Here is an 18,436-nt window from a genome sequence, read left to right as displayed (position 1 = left end):
CCGGGGAGCCAGCCGGAGTTTTTGAAATTCAGTTACGCTTTTGCTGCTTCGGCTTTTTTGCTCTTATCGAACACGCCGCCTTTTAGTGTCTCTGGCAGTGATAGCCATAGAAGACCAGCAAGGATCCATACGATTGGTGAACCCCACATTGCGGTTTGTAGGTCGGTACGCTCTTGGATGAAGATAAGTACCATTGGTGCCCACATACCGAGGATACGACCGCCGTGGAATAGCGCCGCGCCGTAGCTACGTAGGTGTGCTGGGAACAGTTCTGAGAAGTAACCACCCCATACCGCTGAAGAAGACAGGCCGAAGTTGTAAATCAGACCAAGTAGAGCCAGCATGTTTAGGCCGCCAATCACCATGTCGCCAGGTGCAACAAAGAAGATTGAAACCATGATGCCCGCTAGGATGAAGCCAAACGCGTTCACCTTACGACCGAATTTGTCAGCTACCCAACCCCAGAACCACGCACCAAACAGTGAACCAAATGCTGAGATAGAGAAGATGAGACCGATGGTTGCACCGTCGAACATACGTACATCACGTAGGTATGTGGTTACGAAGCCACCAAAGAATTGGAAACCGTAGAAGTTAAGGCCAGCCAGTAATAGACACGTTAGTGTGATCTTACGGTAAGGCTTGCTTAGCATTTCGCCCCAAGAGCCTTTTTTCGCTGGTGCATTTGATTCTTCTACTTTTGCTTGCTCTTCTTCACCGTAAGCGATCACTTTGCTGTCGCTAGGTAGTACAAAGATCATGACAACAGCGGCTGCCAATGGTGGGATACCACCTACAAGCATTAGGCTTTCCCATGGTGCATCGATGCTTGCAATAAATGCTGCATACGCACCCATTACCATCAGTGCTACAGAGAACATAGAAGACGCGAATGCCGTCAACTTACCACGTACCGTTGGCGTAAATAGGCCGATCATCAAGCTTACTGCCACGGTGAAGTAACCACCCAGTGACAAACCAATGATGAAACGCATTGCTGCCCATGTTGTGTAGTCGGTGAACATCATATTGATGATCGTAGCGCCACCGTTTAGGGCTGTGATGGTAATAAGAGTGGATTTCTTACCAAATTTTGTTGCGAACCAAGCACAGCTCAATGCACCAATAAGTGCACCAACCGACTGCCATGTATAGAACTGGGCAGTGTCTGACAGACTAATACCATCATACGCTTCAACGATGTATGGGCGTACGTAGTCAATAATTACAAAGTTATAACAATAGAAAAAGTAACCAACCAGTATCGCTAGATAGGCAGCTACCCTTTGAATCATAGGAACTTCGCTCATGTGTCTTTTGGCATTCATGACCGATAAACCTCTATTTTACTTAGGATTTGTTGCTATTCAAACTTAAAGAACACGATCTTATTGGGATCATCTTCGATTTCGTGTCGTGGTGAATCATAGTTTTTTTAAGGTCATTAGATCCGTGATCAATATCAATTTTAAAATGAATGCGTACCCAATTAGTGGTTTTTAGTGATGGGAGTCTCATTAAATCGGTCTTTTTGGCATTTTTGAATATATAACCGTCTATATTGGTGATTTTAGTCACAGTTATGGCGGGATTATCGTTTAGATATGCTTTTTTAAAGTAATATCCAAGCAACAAATAATTAGCACCCAGAATTATGGAAACCCTGAAATGGTTACGTACTCAAGTTTTGTGGTGATTGCGTTATACGTGTTAATCACCATATTAATCAGCTATTTAGTGAATAAGCGCTACAGCAATGGTGGCGACTTTTCTACGGGTGGAAAGCAATTTGGCTGGTTTACGGCAGGTGTTTCGATACTTGCGACTTACATTAGTGCGATGACGTTTGTAGGGATGCCAGGTTGGGTTTATAGCTCTGGCATGGAAGCGATGAGTATTCACCTTAACTATCCCATCGTTATTTTTTTCACCGTCATTTTCTTTGTGCCTGTTTTCTATAAGCTGGGTCTGACTTCGATTTATGAATACCTTGAGCACCGCTTTGGGGTGTATGCAAGAACCATCAACTCGATTGTGTTCATTGTGGTTCAATGTATCTCAGCGGGTGTGATTTTGTATGCCGTGGCGCTGATCTTAGTGCAAGTTCTGCCTATCAGTATTTCTGAAGCCATTATCTACATCAGTATTTTCACCGCTTGCTATACCTATGCGGGCGGGATTTCCACGGTTATCTGGACCGATATGTTGCAATCTGCAGTATTGGTTGCGGGCAGCATCGCTATTTTTGCCATTCTAATGACAGAGATTAATGCGGCAGATTACCTTTCTCGTGATCACCTGAATATCATCAACTTAGACTTTGATTTGGGTGTAGATACCACACTCTGGGCTGGCGTGGTTGCTGTGAGCTTTTTGCATTTGAGTGTGTACGGCACCAACCAATTGATCATCCAACGCACGTTAGCGACGAGATGTGAAAAGACCGCGCAGAAATCGATGCTGTTGTGTGGTTACGGTGCGTTTTTCGTGTACTTGTTCTTCGCGGTACTCGGTGTTCTTCTAAGTGTTTTCTATCAAGATCAATCGTTTGAAAACAGCAATGAAGTGATTTTGGATTTCGTCTTCAACCACACTAACCCAATCGTCGTTGGTTTGATCATTTCCGCATTGGCGGCCGCCGCAATGTCGACGCTGGATTCGACCTACAACTCAATGGCGACCGTCGCAACGTTCGATATCTACAAGCGTTTCGTTCGCAAAAGTGCCGATGATGAGCACTACGAAAAAGTCGCGAGAAAGATGAGTTTGCTCGCTGCGGCCATGGTGGTAGTGCCAGCTCTTCTAGCGGTATCGAATGAATCGGTACTCAAAACCATCGCTAGCCTGACTTCTATCTTCGTTGGTATCCGATTGGGTTCATTCGTGCTTGGTTTATTCTGGGCGAAAGCCAATGAGAAAGGCGTGATCGTTGGCAGTATCATGAGTGTGATTGCGGTATTTACTGCGATGTATCTCGACGTGGCTTGGCCGTGGTTCGCGCCAATTGGTACGTTCGTCTTCCTTTTGTTTGGTGTGTTAGTGAGTCGTCGTTGGGGCGCGGTGACTGCCGAGCAACAAATCTTTATCAATAATCAAAAACATCTTTTTGCAAAGCCAACCGCAAGCCATTACGGATTGTTGGTGTTCGCTGTGGCGACCATCGCTGCTTGTATGGTTCTCCCTGATTGGCTTTATGCTGCATTGTCGTAATAGGTAAGTTTATGCTGTCCATCTTTGATATTTACAAGATTGGTGTGGGCCCTTCTAGCTCTCACACCAATGGTCCAATGATCGCGGGTTACCACTTCACTCGTTTGATTGAATCGAACTTGGCAAAAGTGGTTCGTATTCAAGTCGATTTATATGGCTCACTCTCGTTAACGGGGATTGGTCACCATACAGACCGTGCAACGATTTTGGGTCTGTTGGGTAACAAACCAGATACCATCAAAATCGCTTCTGCGAACAAAGCGATGCGCAAGGCGATTGAAGAGGGCATGATGTCTGTCGATGGCCGTCATGAAATCGAATTCAACTACAAAACGGACATGTTGTTCCATGAAGAGAACCTTCCTCTGCATGAGAATGGCATGACGATTACTGCGTTAGATGCGCATGGCAATCAGGTTGGGTTTGAAACTTACTACTCTATCGGTGGTGGGTTCATCGCAACGGCGGATGAACTGCAAAATGGCAGTGCGACTGCACCCGTAGAAGTAGAGTTTCCATTCTCCAGTGCAGACGAAATGTTGGCACAGGCTGAGAAGAATGGCATGAGCCTCGGCGGCATGATTCTGAAAAACGAACAAGCATTTCAGGATATGGAAGCCATTAATCAACGCGCAGAACAGATCTGGCGTGTGATGACGCGTTGCATGGAGCGCGGTTTCGAGACAGAAGGTATCTTGGATGGCGGCTTGAACGTGACCCGCCGTGCGCCTAACTTGCTGAAGAAGCTTGAAGCAAATGCAGCAATTGAACACGATCCAATGGAAATCATGGATTGGATTAACCTGTTTGCTTTTGCTGTGAGTGAAGAAAACGCGGCTGGTGGACAAGTCGTAACGTCGCCAACCAATGGTGCGGCGGGTGTGATTCCAGCGGTATTGATGTACTACCATCGCTTCATCAAAGAGCTCGATACTAAACAGCTTAAAGACTTCCTTGCTGTATCCGGTGCGATTGGCATTTTGTACAAAACTAATGCGTCTATCTCGGGTGCCGAAGTGGGTTGTCAGGGCGAAGTTGGCGTGTCTTCTTCCATGGCGGCAGCTGGCTTGACCGCGCTGCGTGGTGGTAGCAATGAGCAAATTTGTATTGCGGCCGAGATTGCCATGGAGCACTCACTAGGAATGACTTGTGACCCAATTGGGGGCTTAGTGCAAGTTCCGTGTATTGAGCGTAATGCAATGGGCGCAATGAAAGCGATCAATGCTTCTCGTATGGCATTAAAGCGTAACAGTAAATGTTTGATCTCGTTGGATAAGGTGATTGAAACCATGTATCAAACGGGCAAAGACATGAACAAGAAATACCGCGAGACGTCACTGGGTGGATTGGCTTTGATCCACCTAGCGCCGCCTTGCGAATAATGAGTTAGGCACATCTAACCAACAAAAAAGCCGAAGCACTGAGATGCATCGGCTTTCCTTTTTTGGAGCGTTTATAACTTAGCTACGCGTTTGCTCACCTTTTGGTGTGCTTTGGATTGGTTGATAGTGCAAAATCACCATCGAGGTGGGTGACAGCAAGACTTCGCCTTCAGCATGTCCTGGGTTGAGGTTACGTACGTTTGTATCACAGATCGTCACCCATTCTTGCTTTCGCTCATTGGGGAGCTTAAAGCGCGCTGTGGCGTTAGTTTGGTTGATGAGGTAAACCAGCTCTTGCCCTTCTTTACCGATACCAAGGTGAAGTGCGACAGAGCTTAAACGGTTCCAATCATCGTGCTCCATTAAGCGACCGTCTGTACGGCGCCAGAAAATACGGTTGTTATTGCGATTCTCGCCACTGAAAGCTCGGATAAATGGCACCATGTATTGATTTCGGTTGGCGACCATTTGTGACATCCATGCTTTGAAATGTTGCTTACGTTCTGTCTCTTCCCAGTTCAGCCAACTGGTTTCGTTGTCTTGGCAATAGGCATTATTGTTACCGCCTTGGGTGTGAGACAGAACATCAGCAGTGAGAATGTGTGGGATACCGAAGGCAAACAGCAAGCTAGCAATAAGGTTGCGTTTTTGCTTCTCACGCGTGGCGATGATCATCAGATTTTCTGTCTCGCCTTCGACACCGTAGTTTTCTGAACGATTGTCACCGTGACCGTCGCGATTTTCTTCGCCATTGGCTTCGTTATGTTTGTGCTTGTAAGACACTAAATCTTGCAGTGTGAAGCCATCGTGATACGTGATGTAATTTACGGTGAGTTTGTATGGCCAGTTCGCTGCACTATAAATGTCACGAGAGCCCATTAATCGAGTGGCAAACTCTTTTAAATAGCCTTGATCACCGCGCCAAAAACTGCGGGAAATATCACGCAGTTTGTCATTACATTCGTTCCAACCAAATGGAAAGTTACCCACTTGGTAGCCATTTGGACCAATATCCCAAGGCTCGGCAATCAATTTGGTTTCACGCAAAATTGGGTCTTGCGCAACGGCTTTAAAGAAAGCTGCTTCTGGGTTGTAATCATCGCCCTGTCGACCTAACGTTGCAGCCAAGTCAAAACGGAAGCCATCGACTTTAAATTCGCTAACCCAGTAGCGCAATGTATCCATCACAAGGTTTAAGGCTGGTTGGTAGGTGAGATCCACTGTATTTCCGCAGCCAGTGTAATTGGCGAAGTGGTTGCCATGTTTGATGTAAAAACAGGAGTCGAGGGCTTTCAGGTTGAAAATTGTAGGCCCTTCACCACCTTCAGCAGTGTGGTTGTAAACCACGTCGAGAATCACTTCGATGCCGTTTTTATGCAATTCGCGAATTGTTGTTTTTAATTCCGTAACGGCGTCTTGTTCTGCGTAGCGCGGATCGGGCACCATAAAGAGGTAAGGGTTGTATCCCCAATAATTGACCTTTTCCATCTCTAGTAGGTGAGGCTCATGCATGCATGCTGCGACAGGTAGCAATTGCAGCGTGTTGATGTTTTGCTGTTTGTAAAAGGCCAGCATTTCAGGTGATGCAAGACCTAAATAGCTCCCCTTCAGCTTGTCCTCAACCTCAGGGTGGCGTTGGGTAAGCCCTTTGACGTGCGTCTCAAACAACACCATCTCTTCTCTGGGTATACGCGGGTGATCCGTGTTTTGCCAGTCAAAATCATCTTCGATAACGACGCACTTCGGCATATCGAAACTTTTGGCTGGAGAGTAGGGAGGATGATAGTGGAGGGCTTTATCTATTGATTTTGCGTACGGATCAGAAATTAACAGTGGCTCGTCCTTGTGGGAGACAAGATAACCGTATTTTTGCCCTGGCTTAATATCTGGAATAAAAGTATGACGTATGCCAGCGTATTCATTCGGTAAACCGTGAAGCTCGTAGCTGCCATCGTCTGCAAACAATGCCAGTTGAATGTCTTTTACGCCCGGAGCATGAATAGAGAAGTTACAGCCTTCTTTATTCAATGTTGCGCCCAGGGGGTAGGGGCGAGAGAGAAGTCGTGTCATCGGAGATACTTTATTTAATATTTATTGCTACCTTTAGGAAACTATAAGTTAAAAACTTTGTCTTACTAAGGTCAACCACCCTAAATATAAAAATATTCGTGTAATTTAATTACTTTATGTGACGGCTTAGAGTCAAAAATATGAAATGGCTATCACTTTGTAGCGGCTCAAAACCGAACAAACTTACTAATTCCTCCCTAGATTGGTGATCTGACTCGAAAAAACACCATTCGGTAAATTTTCTACTCCCTTCTCATCCCCCTTAAATTAGTTTAGGGCGGAGGAAGTCATCCTTGTACGCCTCGGGTAATCTCACAACTGTTGAAACAAACGGGGATTCGTTCCCATCTTACCTCTCTTTCTTTAGGTGTGTTTTTACTGCCTATATTCACCTAAAAGAGTGAGCAGGGAAGACAGAATTATAAATACCCTTAATGGAGTTAAGAATGAAAAAAGTAAGTGCAATTGCTGCTGCTGTAGCTGCAACTTTAGCTGCTGGTTCTGCATTCGCAGTGGATTTCCACGGTTACATGCGTGCTGGCGTTGGCGTGAACGCTGACGGTGGTCAACAATTAACATTCGAAAAGAACAAGATCGGTCGTCTAGGTAATGAAAGCGATATCTACGGCGAGATTCAACTAGGTAAAGAAGTTTACAACAACAACGGCAAAACGTTCTACGTAGACTCTATGGTCGCAATGACTTCTAACGGTTCAAACGACTGGGAAAGCACTTCTGCTAACTGTGGTTTGGATAACGGCGAAGTGAAATGTGTAGACGATGCACAATTCGCACTACGTCAGTTCAACGTTCAAGCTAAAGGCCTACTAAACTTTGCTCCTGAAGCAACGCTTTGGGCAGGTAAACGCTACTACCAACGTCACGACATTCATATCTCTGACTTCTACTACTGGAACATCTCTGGCGCGGGCGCTGGTGTTGAAGGTATCGAAGCTGGTCCTGGTAAAGTTTCTTTCGCTTGGGTTCGTAACGACCGCGGCGATATCGCAGACCCAGGCAACGATGGTGGCGCAACAAACGTAAACACTCTAGACGTACGTTACGCAGGTCTTCCTCTATGGGACAACGGCTCTCTAGAAATGGGCTTGAACTACGCAATTCTTAACGAAACTGACGCTGCGCCAAACGGCACTAAAGATGCGAAAAACGGTGTAATGTTCACAGCAGAATTGACTCAAGGTCTAGACGCTGGTTTCAACAAAACAGTGCTTCAGTACGGTACTGAAGGTTACTCTAAAACAATGGCATTCTACGGCGACGGCAGCTGGTACGGCGCAGAAGCTGACAACGGTGCATCTGGTTACCGCCTAATCAACTGGGGTGTAATCGGCATGGGCGACAGCTGGGAAATGGGTCACCAGTTAGTGTACGGTGTTGGTGAAGACATGTGGGCTGGCCAAGACAAGTGGGAAACAATGTCTGTTGTTGTTCGTCCAATGTACAAATGGGATGACAACCACAAAACTATCTTCGAAGCTGGTTACGCTATCGACGATAACGACGGCGAAGAAAACAAATACGGTAAGCTAACTGTTGCTCAAGCATGGTCTGCTGGCTCTAGCTTCTGGGCTCGTCCTGAAATCCGTGTTTACGCTTCTTACCTAACGGCTGACAAAGAAGACAACTCAAACACATTTGACAACGGTCGTTCAGACGATACGTTCCAATTCGGTGTACAAGCTGAAGCTTGGTGGTAATCATCTAACCACTAAGTCCTAAATTGTCCTAGAATGATACAGCCAGAACTTATCTGGCTGTATTTATTTAAAAAACAATAAAGAGTCGAGGTAGACAGTAATGAAAAAATGGCTTGCTCCCGTACTGCTGGGCATGTTGGCTACTGGTTGTGCGTCTGTAGAACAAGTAGAGATGAGTCCAAAAGGTCAGCAACAAGTGATCACGCAATCGGGTGATATTCAATGGGTACCGCTTAACGTGCCTGTGGTTACTGAATTCGCTTTGACTGATAAAAGCCAAATGTTGTTGGATGGTAACAGTGCTGGCGCTATTGCAGCGTTTGCTCTTCCAGGTAACCGTGGCAGTCTCGATATCAAATTAGAGACATTCGTAAGTAAAGAACTTCAATTTTATGCTCCTAATGTCGCAGTGATGAACTCGGCAGGAGAAACCATTTACCAAGCAGATTTTTCAAAGTTTAAGTACGAACCAGCAAAACTGTTGGACAACGATAAATTCATACTTGATCTCAATGTGATTCCAGACATGACAGGTAACGATCTGCATGTGTTGGTTTACACGACTTCCGCCGATCTAAAAGGAAGTACACAAGTTTTACACCCTGCAAAAGCCTTCGCCATGGCGCGTCACACTCAGCCGCCAGATATTGCAGACCCTCTAGCGAAACATAGCCCACTCGGTCAGTTCCGCTTTTCGGTATCCGCGAATGATATTGTGAATACTAAGATTGTTGCGAAAAACGACAACATTCCCCAAGGTACGGACCTTACTAGCTACTACTACAGCTCAATTGAAGCGGCAGTCGCAGCGAATGATATTCCGAAAGCGCTCACTTTGCTTGATGAAGCAAAAGAGCTAGGTATTGAAGGTGCACAACAAGTGTTTGTGAAAGCCGTAAATAGAAAATAATCAGATAAAAAAGGTCAGCGAAATGCTGACCTTTTTCATAGAAAATAAACTAATAAAAATACCCCTACATAGAGTTACCTTATTCACATAATTATTTTTATTACTTTGTTTTTTATATAGGTTGGATCAATAATTAATGGCAGTTCCTAATTTATTTTTTGTACTTAGGAAATAAACAAACTTCTCGAAGTGATTTAAATTCACAATCTGACGATATTTATTTGGCGTTTGATATTTCCATTTTAATAACGATTAATATTTCTTTTAACCGTTGAGTTTATTTTGCTTTGGATATACTAAAAAGGAATTACGTGAAATGAACATGATGAAGACCTCTCTTGCTGCTGCTCTACTTGTTGCCTTAGTGGGTTGTCAATCGACTGCAGAACCAGAAGCGGCCGCAGAGCCTGTTGTTAATATGTCTCAAGACGAAGTGGTTGCTTTCATGAAAGCGTGTGACAACCCAGATAGCACAGCGAAAGGACCTATTTCTAAACCACTATTTGTGGTGGGTACTTTTGCGGATTCCGATTGGAAACACGTGCCTCAGCGTCAATACACCTACAAAGGGAATAATTTCTACCAAGCCGTGGTTCAAGAAAAAGTAGGCTCCTACAAAATGCAGTACGCGACCGAGTTGTGGTTCCCACAATTTACCGCAAAAGGTAATAGAATGAACGTTGGTGAATTAACACCATTAACATTTGGTGGTTACGGTACGGATACTTCGGTTGATATTAAAGAAGATGGTAAATATGTATGGAGTCTTCAGTTTGAAGGAAAAGGCAAACCTGTTCATGTCATGGTAAATAAGTGCCAATAATATTCCATTCAGTTATTTAAAATCTATTTTTATTTATTAACCCCTGCATGAAACACATGTCGGGGTTAATTTTATTACTCAAATTTCCGTAGTTTATTTGAGTAAGTTAGGGAGAATAAAATGCGTAATATCCTACGTAACCATCGCCTGTCTCGATCGTTGCTTGCGTTAAGTGTGATTGGTGCTTTATCTGCGTGTAATTCTTCTGGTGGTGGCGACACTAATAGCAGCACTCCGCTACCGGATACCAGTTATGCTTGCCAAGCCAATGTCATGGCGCAAAGTAACCAACTTCGTACTTATCAAATCATGGTAGAGAGTTTTGTGGATGGTGATGCGAGCATTGGTCACGGTACAGGTTATGGCACCAGCCATCATAACGGCGATTTGCAAGGAGTGATTGATTCACTCGATTACATCCAAGATTTAGGGATGAACGCGATTTGGTTGACGCCAGTTTTTGAATCGGAAGCGATAGCGGGCCAAGAACACTGGGCCGATCGTCTGGATGCCACGGGCTACTTTGCAACGGATTACTTCACCATTGATCCACGTTTTGGTGATTTAGAAGCGGCGAGAACCTTGGTCGAGGAAGCACACAAACGCGGCTTATACGTGTTTTTTGATGGTGTATTTGGTCATCACAAAGATGGTTTGATCAAACCATCTCCTTCCGGTTTGTTGCCATCGGGATCGAGCAATCCCGTTGATTACCCGGCCAGTCTCGATTTCTACAAAGAAGTGGCAACGTATTGGATCAAAGAACTGAAGATTGACGGCTGGCGTTTAGATCAAGCCTATCAAGTTCCGACAGACGCTTGGACACAACTTCGTAAAGCCGTCGATGAAGCCTCACAAAGTGTGACGTACACCAATAGCAACGGCGAACAAGTGAATCCGTTGGGCTATATGGTGGCAGAGATTTGGAAAGGGGAGTCTGAAATCGCGAATGAGGCGTATGGATCGAACAGCGATCCAGCATTGTGCTCTGCGTTTGACTTCCCTATGCGATATCGCATCGTTGAAACTTTGGCCGTGAATGAGAGCGGCGTGGGTGGTCGCGGTGCGGATTGGTTAGACAACGGCTACAGCACACACAACCAATATCCAACACATGCGCAGCCGAATTTGATGATCGGCAACCATGATTTAGTGCGCTTTGGTGACTTGTTACAGCGCGGAAACTTGGCGGATGTGAATGATGCAGAATATTGGTTACGCCATAAAGCCGCGTTTGCTTTCCAAGCGGCGTACACCGGGCCAATCACGTTGTACTACGGTGATGAAATCGGGGATCAAGTGGATGGTTTTGCCGCAAAAGAAGACAACAGCACCTGCGCCATTCAAGGTTTGTGCGATGATCACGTTGCGCGCAGTAGTGCGAAAATTGAAGGCGTGACGGCGACGCTTGATGCAAACCAAGCCGATCTCAAATCTTATGTGACATCGCTGATGACAATGCGCGATGCGCATCCTGCACTTTATCAAGGGTCACGCACGAATTTAGTTGCGAGTAACGGCAGTTATGTGGACTTGAAACAATCTGGTTCGGACAAAGTCTTGTTTGCGCTAAATACCTTAGAGAGCGCTAGAAGCGTCACTCTTACTCAGGAGAGTGTTGGTACTGGTGAGTTGGTGGATTTGCTCACGAATGAAAAAATTACTCCGAGTAATGGTCAATATCAGATTCTGATGTCGCCACTACAAGGACGATTCTTTGCGGTAAAACCTTAAGGAATTACCCAGAATTGATGCTCACCAGTTGAGCTGACCACAAGCTTTCTTATAAACAAGCCAAGTGTTGTTGCTGACCCCCATAGGCGCACACTTGGCTTTTTTCTGTCTGTTTTACTTTTCCCTTAATGGTTTTACGACGATGTAGCCAACAAGTTGTTTCGCTTTTTGTATTGGCATTTGTTTTCAGCAGATGGATATTTGTGAGATAAGCTGCACATTAAAAAGTAAATTAACATTTGTGCAACGTAAAAATGTGACTGAAGGATTACTTATGCCCCACTAATATGTTTATCGTGTTTGGGATTTATATAACTAATGGAAAAGTATAATGAAATCCATAACGAACTCCCTCTGTCTCCTTGTTGCTGTTAGCTCTCCGTTTGCATATAGCCAAATTATCAACGGTGACTTTGAACAGTGGAATGGCAATGTACCTACGCAGTGGTCAGAGATTGACGCGGGCATTACAGTGTCGCCAAGCAGCGAGCAAATCAAATCGGGTGGTCTGGCTGCCCAGGTCGTCGTGAATACAGGTACCCAAAGCAACACCGACTTTTTGCAAACCATTAATGTGGAGCAAGGGAAAACCTATCCGTTTTCTGTCTCGGTTTATCATACCGAAGGAAATGTAAAAGCACGTCTGGTGGTTGATGGTTATCACAATTACTCGAACCCACAACAGATAAACCAGTGGCAAGAGCTTGCGCACAACTACACAGCGAGCTCGAACAAGACCATCAACGTCGGTTTGCGCTTTTACGATGAAGCCAGTTTTGATGGCTCAGAAGTTGTCTACGTCGATAATTTTCAACCGACTGAGACGAGTACACAACCTCCTGTAGAAAGTTGTAGTGATCACCAAGTGGTCTTGACTCTCACAACCGATAACTATGGTTCAGAAACCAGCTGGACGTTAAAAAACAACCAAGACGAAGAGCTGTTTTCTGGTCAGGGATATGAGTCAGCAACCACCATTGAAAAGAGCATGTGCTTAGCTGACGGTAATTACCAATTCACGATTCAAGACGAGTATGGTGACGGCATTTGTTGTGGCAGTGGCGCGGGGTCGTACACGCTGACTGAGGGAGATAAGACTCTTGCTTCTGGCGCTGAATTCTCGAAAAGTGAAACCACCGATTTTAACTTAGGTGACACAACGACGACCCCACCAGTGGTTGATGGTTACTATCAAGCGGCATCTGGTAAGACGGGATACGCTCTAAAAACAGCGTTGTTTAACATTATCAATAATCACTCCAGCCGAGGCTATTCTGCGGTCTGGACCTTGGTAAAAGATGCCGATATTGATCGTTATTATGAAAATGATGGCTCTATTCTCGATATGTACTCTGAAAAGCCATCTGCTAGCGATACAGTAAGCTTTACCAAAGTCACAGACCAATGTGGCCAATACAAAACGGAAGGGGATTGCTACAACCGTGAGCACTCTTTTCCGAAAAGCTGGTTTGGCGGTAAGGTTGAGCCGATGAACTCAGACGGTCATCACTTGTTTGCAACTGATGGTTATGTAAACGCGAAGCGCAGTAATTGGCCATTTGGTGAAGTGGGCACCGCGACCTACGTGTCTAGTAATGGCTCTAAACTTGGTCAAGCAAGTACTAGTCTGGGCTACTCCGGTACGGTGTTTGAGCCGATTGATGAGTTTAAAGGCGACTTCGCCCGTGCTTATTTCTACATGGCAACCCGCTATGAAAATGTTGTAGGTAATTGGGAAGGTAACTCAAGCAATGCGGATGCTGTCCTTGATGGTTCAAGTTCGACGGTTTTTGAACCTTGGGTGTTAAACATGCTTAAGCGTTGGCACAAAAATGATCCTGTTAGTGAAAAAGAACGAAATCGCAATCAACAAGTGTTTGATTTTCAAGGCAACCGCAACCCATTCATTGATCACCCTGAGTTTGTTGAACAGATTTGGGGAAACTAACACCTTCTTGATTTTGGTATCCACTATTTAGTGATAGTGACACCAACAAAACAAAGGGGAAGCGCGATGCTTCCCCTTTTTCATTACGGATGTTTTTAAATGAAACTAGTTTTTCGTTACCGTCACGATTGGCGCCGACTTGTCAGCCGCGTTGAAGTGGAAGTTGTAATTTCCCGCTTCTGCAATCGCAATTTTGAGGTTTGCACTACCGCCACCGACTTCCATCGTTAGCGCTTTACCAAGCTCAACACTGCCTTCGCCACCGAAGTTGGTGTCTGCTGCCCAGTCTGCGCTCGCAACTTTCATCTCGTAGTTGCCCGCCGCTAGGTCAATGTCTAGCGAGTAAACGTCATTTGCTACATAGCTGAACTTCGCAGTGGAGTCTTGTGCTGGAGCATCCCATGTAGTGATAGTGCCACGTAAGTAAAGTGCTGTTTCACCGAATGTTGGTGCATCTGCTGACTTGGTCACTGACACGACCGGTTTTTCTACGCTTTCATCTTGAACATGCAGCGCGTTCAGAGTGAAGTTGTACTTACCTGTTTCAGCAACAGACAGCTTACAGTTACCTTCTGAACCTAATTCTAGTGAACCAGAAGCTATATTCGCAGCATCACAACCGATGTTTGGATTTGCCCAACCAGAGTCCGCGAATTTGAACTCGTGTTCACCAGCTTCAAGAACGCCAGTTACAGAGTACATACCGTTGCCAATAAAGGTCATCGCCCAATCACTGCTATCAGACCACTCGTTCATCGTGCCTTTCACGTAAACAACGGTTTCGCCGTAAGGAGGAATACTCGATACGTCTTTGTTATCCGTGTTTACTGGTAGGCCAGCACCTTGCGCGCCGTTTTGTGGCTGCACGAATACCGCTGTTGTCAGTGCTGGTACTGTGAAGGTTTCATTGGTGAAGCTTGCACCTTTCACGATGTCATCCGCAGAGTTTTGTTGAACTTCATGTAACTCGAAACCAGTTGCGCCGGCAACTTTGAAAGATTTCTCAGTTGATGTTGAGTTCACAACGGCCACGACAGCATCGTAGTTCGAATCTAAATCGGCACCTGCTGATGTACCATCGTCGATAGACATCACAATCAAGCCTTCCACTTGGTCTTTCCCTACGTTGCGGAAGTCAACACGGTTCATCACTTCTTGCGCGGTATCTAGGCGGAACAGTTCGCTTGTGCTACGGATTCTTAGTAGCTCTAGGAATTGTTGCTTAGTCAGCTCGATGTCGGTTGAGTCTGGTTTCGCCGTGCTGTCACCAACGATGGTTTTGATCAACTCCCAGTTTGCACCGTCTTTGTCTTCACGTGGTAGACCAACGTTCCAGTTATTGTCGCTTCCGTCGAAGAATACACGGTTGAACCAGTCACCAGAATCGTACGAGTCGCGCTGCATAGATTTAGAGCGCAATAGCTCAGAACCCATGTGGATGAATGGAATGCCTTGACCAAGCATCACCGTTGATAGGGACACAGACTGCATACGTGCACGCTCGGCAGATGAAGTGCCTGTCGCAATCTTGTAGGCGTTGTTATCCCACAATGTTTGGTTGTCGTGCTTAGACACGTAAGAGATGTTCTCTGATGGCACTTTTGTGTAGCCTGCAGGCGCACCATTGTAATCAACGTTCTTACCCAGTTTGGTTTCGCCTTTGTAATCAAGAAGGATGTAGTCAGCCAAGTTACCAGCCATACCTAGACGAACCAGATCTTGGTTGTGTAAACGACCATTCACCGATTCTGCGTCAGTTTTGGTTTCTTCGTTAGGGTAAGCGGCATTACCAAAGCCTTGGTTAAAGCGAAGTGGGTGCTTACCTTCAGAATCTACACCGCCATCAAACGGGCTTCCGCCACGAACTGCGTCACGCAGACGATCAGAGAAAGTACCGATTTCTGTCCCTGCCATGTTGACTTGTGTCGCCTGATCGAAGCGAGCGTTTTGCGCGACTTCACCGAAGTCCCAACCTTCGCCGTAGAACAAGGTATTCGGGTCAATTTCACGGACTTTTTCAAGTGCGTAAACCATCACATCTTTCGGCTGGTGGCCCATAAGGTCAAAACGGAAACCATCGACTTTATAGTCATCCGCCCATACCATCAATGAGTCAACCATTAGTTTACCCATCATCAAGTTCTCGGTTGCGGTGTTATCACAACAGGTTGAGTTTTCGACGCCGCCAGTGTTGACGTTTAGGCGGTGGTAGTACCCAGGGACAATCTTATCCAGTACTGATTTTTCGTTCACACCAGATGCATTTGTGTGGTTGTACACGACGTCCATGACCAGTTTCAGATCCATTTTATGCGTCGCTTGAACCATTTCGCGGAACTCAAGAATACGCTTAGACCCGTTAGGATCGGTCGCATAACTGCCCTCTGGCACGGTGTAGTGGTAAGGGTCGTAACCCCAGTTGAAGCTGTCTAGCATGCGAAGATCGTTCATCAACGCTTGTGCTTTGCCCGTTGTTGGGTCGTAGCTATTTAATACCTCTTCAATCACTTTGCCGTCATCTTCGGTCTCACAAATGGAGGCTTCTGGCTTGATGCCACAAAGTTTACCCACGGTGTCGGTGATATCGACTCGCTGGTCAGCGTCTTCATCCACGGTTGCAATATCAAACGCAGGCAGGATATGTAGCGTTGTTAGGCCAGCATCTTTCAGGGCTTGTAAGTGAGATACAGACTCACGCTCAGGTTCTGTAAGCGCCAGATATTTGCCATCAAGACTTGGTGTGCCTTTGCTGTCGTTAAAGCTGAAATCACGAATGTGTGACTCGTAAAGGACGTGGTCTTCGTCTTTTTTAACCGTTGGGCGTGCGTAGTTTTTCCAATCTTGAGGCATTAAGCTTGGATCATCTAAATCAACCACTTGCGAGTATCGTGAGTTCTTAGACAAGCTCATTGAATATGGGTCTGTTACCAAACGCGTTTCAACGACGCCAGTTGTTGGGTGGTATACCTTAACTTGGTAGCGATAGTATTTGTTGACAACGTTGCTTTGTGCCTCAGAAACCCAGATACCTGTTGCTGGGTCTTCCGTCATGGCAACGGTCGCTTCTTCTGCTAAGTTTTCATCGTAGATTATCAGAGCAACATCTTGGGCAGTTGGTGCCCATAGTTTGAAGGTTGCGGCACCGCCTTCCACAATCGCACCGAGTTCTTGACCGATCGCGTTACCTGCCTTGGAATCGGCAAACACCGCATCCAAAACGCCCGGTTTTTGCACTTCAGTTGCAGAAATGACGTCACCATTTGCGTTGTAAGCCACCATAACGATTTGTGACTTCAGGATCGTACGCAAGGTCGCGTCATCGACATCGATACCCGCAGCTTGAAGGCTAGCAAGGTGACGGAAGCGTGATTTTAGTCCATCAGATAACTCACCAGCTTTTGTCAGCTCAACCGCAGTACCGCCAGAGATTTGCTTGTCTTCATCCATTTTGATGTCATTGCTAAGGCTGTAGAACAGCTTCATGGAATCCGCACTGGTCGCCGCTTCCCATGCAATGGTGTTGGCGTCTAACCAATGGGCTTTTTGACCATCAATATCAACAGGGCGCTCTTCTATTGGCTCGTAGTAAAGTTCACTGCTGCCGTGGAAGCCAAACAAACCTTTCGATTCGCCGATTTTCGTCAACTCTACTTTTGAGTTTGCGCTGCCGAACGCTTTCTCATCACCTTTGTGCAGAATGAAGTTCATGCATTCGTGTGGGTCAGAGGCGTCAGGGTTTATTTTCAGTACGTAGTAAGCACCGTAGGTGTCGTTGATGCCATCGAATGGGTGTGGCGCAGACCAATCCGTTCCTGTTCCCGGAATGCCCATTGCGTCTAAATCTGTGCTGGTACAGCCCTCACCGTTCCATAGGTGCAAGCCCCAACCTTCGTAGTCGCTTGCTGTTGAAGCTGATGCTACGTCACGTTTGTAATAAATGACGACTTCGTTCTCTCCCGCAGGGTACAAGCCTGAGCCAGGGTTCGTCGTATCTTCGTTCGTGCTATCACTACCACAACCGCTGATTACCGCGACGGAAATCAAAGGCAGTACGGTTTTGGCAATTGTTGATAATTTAAATGTCTTATTGTCCACGTTTACAAATCCATTGTTATTGAATTGATATTGAGCTGCGCGCTGCCTTCGCTGACTCAATCATCAAGAAGGTTTTGCACACGCTAGAAAGGCAGATGCCAAAAAAGGAAATGTTCAATTAGATGCTAATACACTGAATCATCAGCAAAATGTGAGAGCAGGCTGTTAAGTTTTTTACAGGTGCAAATTTTCTGTCACAGTCGATTTTGTTCACAAATTAAATAATAAAACAGGCGCATAGTGAGAGATTCTGCACATCATTAAAATGTAAATTTTTATGGGATGAGTAAGGGGGGATGATAGGGGATGAGAATGTCTCAGCCCCAAAACCGTGATTAAGTTCTATAAAAATGAGGGCTATATTTTTCTTTTAAAAATAAGTTGCAGTGATGTTGAATAAAATACCGCCATTAAGTCTTCGCAAGCTTCAGATTTTCGCTAAGTGGTCGTTATATAATGAAGGTAGTCGGCGTTATGTCGGCGCGTAATCATAAGATTTCCCTGAAAGGGAGTTGAATTGGGCCCTGAAACCAAAAGAGGCTATTT

Annotated in this window: 10 protein-coding genes; 7 read left to right on the top strand and 3 right to left on the bottom strand. The window is 45.6% G+C overall.

The window, feature by feature from the left end; all coding sequences use genetic code 11:
- Positions 1-32: 32 nt before the first annotated feature.
- Complete coding sequence (locus R7Q38_RS04520; protein WP_039840592.1) at positions 33-1,328, bottom strand: MFS transporter; 1,296 nt, start codon at positions 1,326-1,328, stop codon at positions 33-35.
- Positions 1,329-1,668: 340 nt separating this feature from the next.
- Here R7Q38_RS04520 and R7Q38_RS04515 point away from each other — a divergent pair, with 340 nt between their 5' ends.
- Together R7Q38_RS04515 and R7Q38_RS04510 are read left to right on the top strand one after the other, a co-directional pair.
- Positions 1,669-3,210, top strand: a complete 1,542-nt coding sequence (locus R7Q38_RS04515) for a sodium:solute symporter (protein WP_005374777.1) — start codon at positions 1,669-1,671, stop codon at positions 3,208-3,210.
- Between the two features lie 11 nt (positions 3,211-3,221).
- Complete coding sequence (locus R7Q38_RS04510; RefSeq protein WP_154204060.1) at positions 3,222-4,592, top strand: L-serine ammonia-lyase; 1,371 nt, start codon at positions 3,222-3,224, stop codon at positions 4,590-4,592.
- Positions 4,593-4,670: 78 nt separating this feature from the next.
- Here R7Q38_RS04510 and glgX read toward each other — a convergent pair whose 3' ends face one another.
- Positions 4,671-6,662, bottom strand: a complete 1,992-nt coding sequence (gene glgX / locus R7Q38_RS04505; RefSeq protein ID WP_239938787.1) for a glycogen debranching protein GlgX — start codon at positions 6,660-6,662, stop codon at positions 4,671-4,673.
- 446 nt (positions 6,663-7,108) lie between these two features.
- Here glgX and R7Q38_RS04500 point away from each other — a divergent pair, with 446 nt between their 5' ends.
- The 5 genes from R7Q38_RS04500 to R7Q38_RS04480 all read left to right on the top strand — a co-directional run bounded on the left by R7Q38_RS04500 (position 7,109) and on the right by R7Q38_RS04480 (position 13,795).
- Positions 7,109-8,380, top strand: a complete 1,272-nt coding sequence (locus R7Q38_RS04500) for a maltoporin (RefSeq protein WP_005374784.1) — start codon at positions 7,109-7,111, stop codon at positions 8,378-8,380.
- Positions 8,381-8,480: 100 nt separating this feature from the next.
- A complete protein-coding gene (locus tag R7Q38_RS04495) occupies positions 8,481-9,290 on the top strand; it encodes a MalM family protein (protein ID WP_239938785.1) in 810 nt (269 codons plus the stop codon).
- A 316-nt stretch (positions 9,291-9,606) separates the two neighbouring features.
- A complete protein-coding gene (locus R7Q38_RS04490) occupies positions 9,607-10,113 on the top strand; it encodes a hypothetical protein (RefSeq protein ID WP_005374788.1) in 507 nt (168 codons plus the stop codon).
- A gap of 120 nt (positions 10,114-10,233) precedes the next feature.
- The gene (locus R7Q38_RS04485; RefSeq protein WP_318114119.1) at positions 10,234-11,847 is read left to right on the top strand and encodes an alpha-amylase family glycosyl hydrolase; all 1,614 of its coding nucleotides are present in this window, start codon (positions 10,234-10,236) and stop codon (positions 11,845-11,847) included.
- Positions 11,848-12,178: 331 nt separating this feature from the next.
- Positions 12,179-13,795, top strand: coding sequence for an endonuclease (locus R7Q38_RS04480; protein WP_318114117.1), 1,617 nt, complete (start codon positions 12,179-12,181; stop codon positions 13,793-13,795).
- Between the two features lie 105 nt (positions 13,796-13,900).
- On the opposite strand, the gene pulA is transcribed toward R7Q38_RS04480, so the two are convergent.
- Positions 13,901-17,890 carry a pullulanase-type alpha-1,6-glucosidase gene (gene pulA, locus R7Q38_RS04475; RefSeq protein WP_318114116.1) on the bottom strand — a complete coding sequence of 1,330 codons (3,990 nt, stop codon included), beginning with the start codon at positions 17,888-17,890 and terminating at the stop codon, positions 13,901-13,903.
- Positions 17,891-18,436: the final 546 nt, after the last annotated feature.

It is taken from the genome of Vibrio sp. Vb0598 (assembly GCF_033338935.1).
Lineage (GTDB): Bacteria > Pseudomonadota > Gammaproteobacteria > Enterobacterales > Vibrionaceae > Vibrio > Vibrio alginolyticus.
Note: the sequence above shows the minus strand (reverse complement) of the source record. Positions and strands in the feature narration are given on the sequence as shown.

Coding starts and splice junctions, on each gene's coding strand:
- R7Q38_RS04520 (WP_039840592.1), bottom strand. CDS start 1,328: ATGAATGCCAAAAGACACATGAGCGAAGTTCCTATGATTCAAAGGGTA.
- R7Q38_RS04515 (WP_005374777.1), top strand. CDS start 1,669: ATGGTTACGTACTCAAGTTTTGTGGTGATTGCGTTATACGTGTTAATC.
- R7Q38_RS04510 (WP_154204060.1), top strand. CDS start 3,222: ATGCTGTCCATCTTTGATATTTACAAGATTGGTGTGGGCCCTTCTAGC.
- glgX (WP_239938787.1), bottom strand. CDS start 6,662: ATGACACGACTTCTCTCTCGCCCCTACCCCCTGGGCGCAACATTGAAT.
- R7Q38_RS04500 (WP_005374784.1), top strand. CDS start 7,109: ATGAAAAAAGTAAGTGCAATTGCTGCTGCTGTAGCTGCAACTTTAGCT.
- R7Q38_RS04495 (WP_239938785.1), top strand. CDS start 8,481: ATGAAAAAATGGCTTGCTCCCGTACTGCTGGGCATGTTGGCTACTGGT.
- R7Q38_RS04490 (WP_005374788.1), top strand. CDS start 9,607: ATGAACATGATGAAGACCTCTCTTGCTGCTGCTCTACTTGTTGCCTTA.
- R7Q38_RS04485 (WP_318114119.1), top strand. CDS start 10,234: ATGCGTAATATCCTACGTAACCATCGCCTGTCTCGATCGTTGCTTGCG.
- R7Q38_RS04480 (WP_318114117.1), top strand. CDS start 12,179: ATGAAATCCATAACGAACTCCCTCTGTCTCCTTGTTGCTGTTAGCTCT.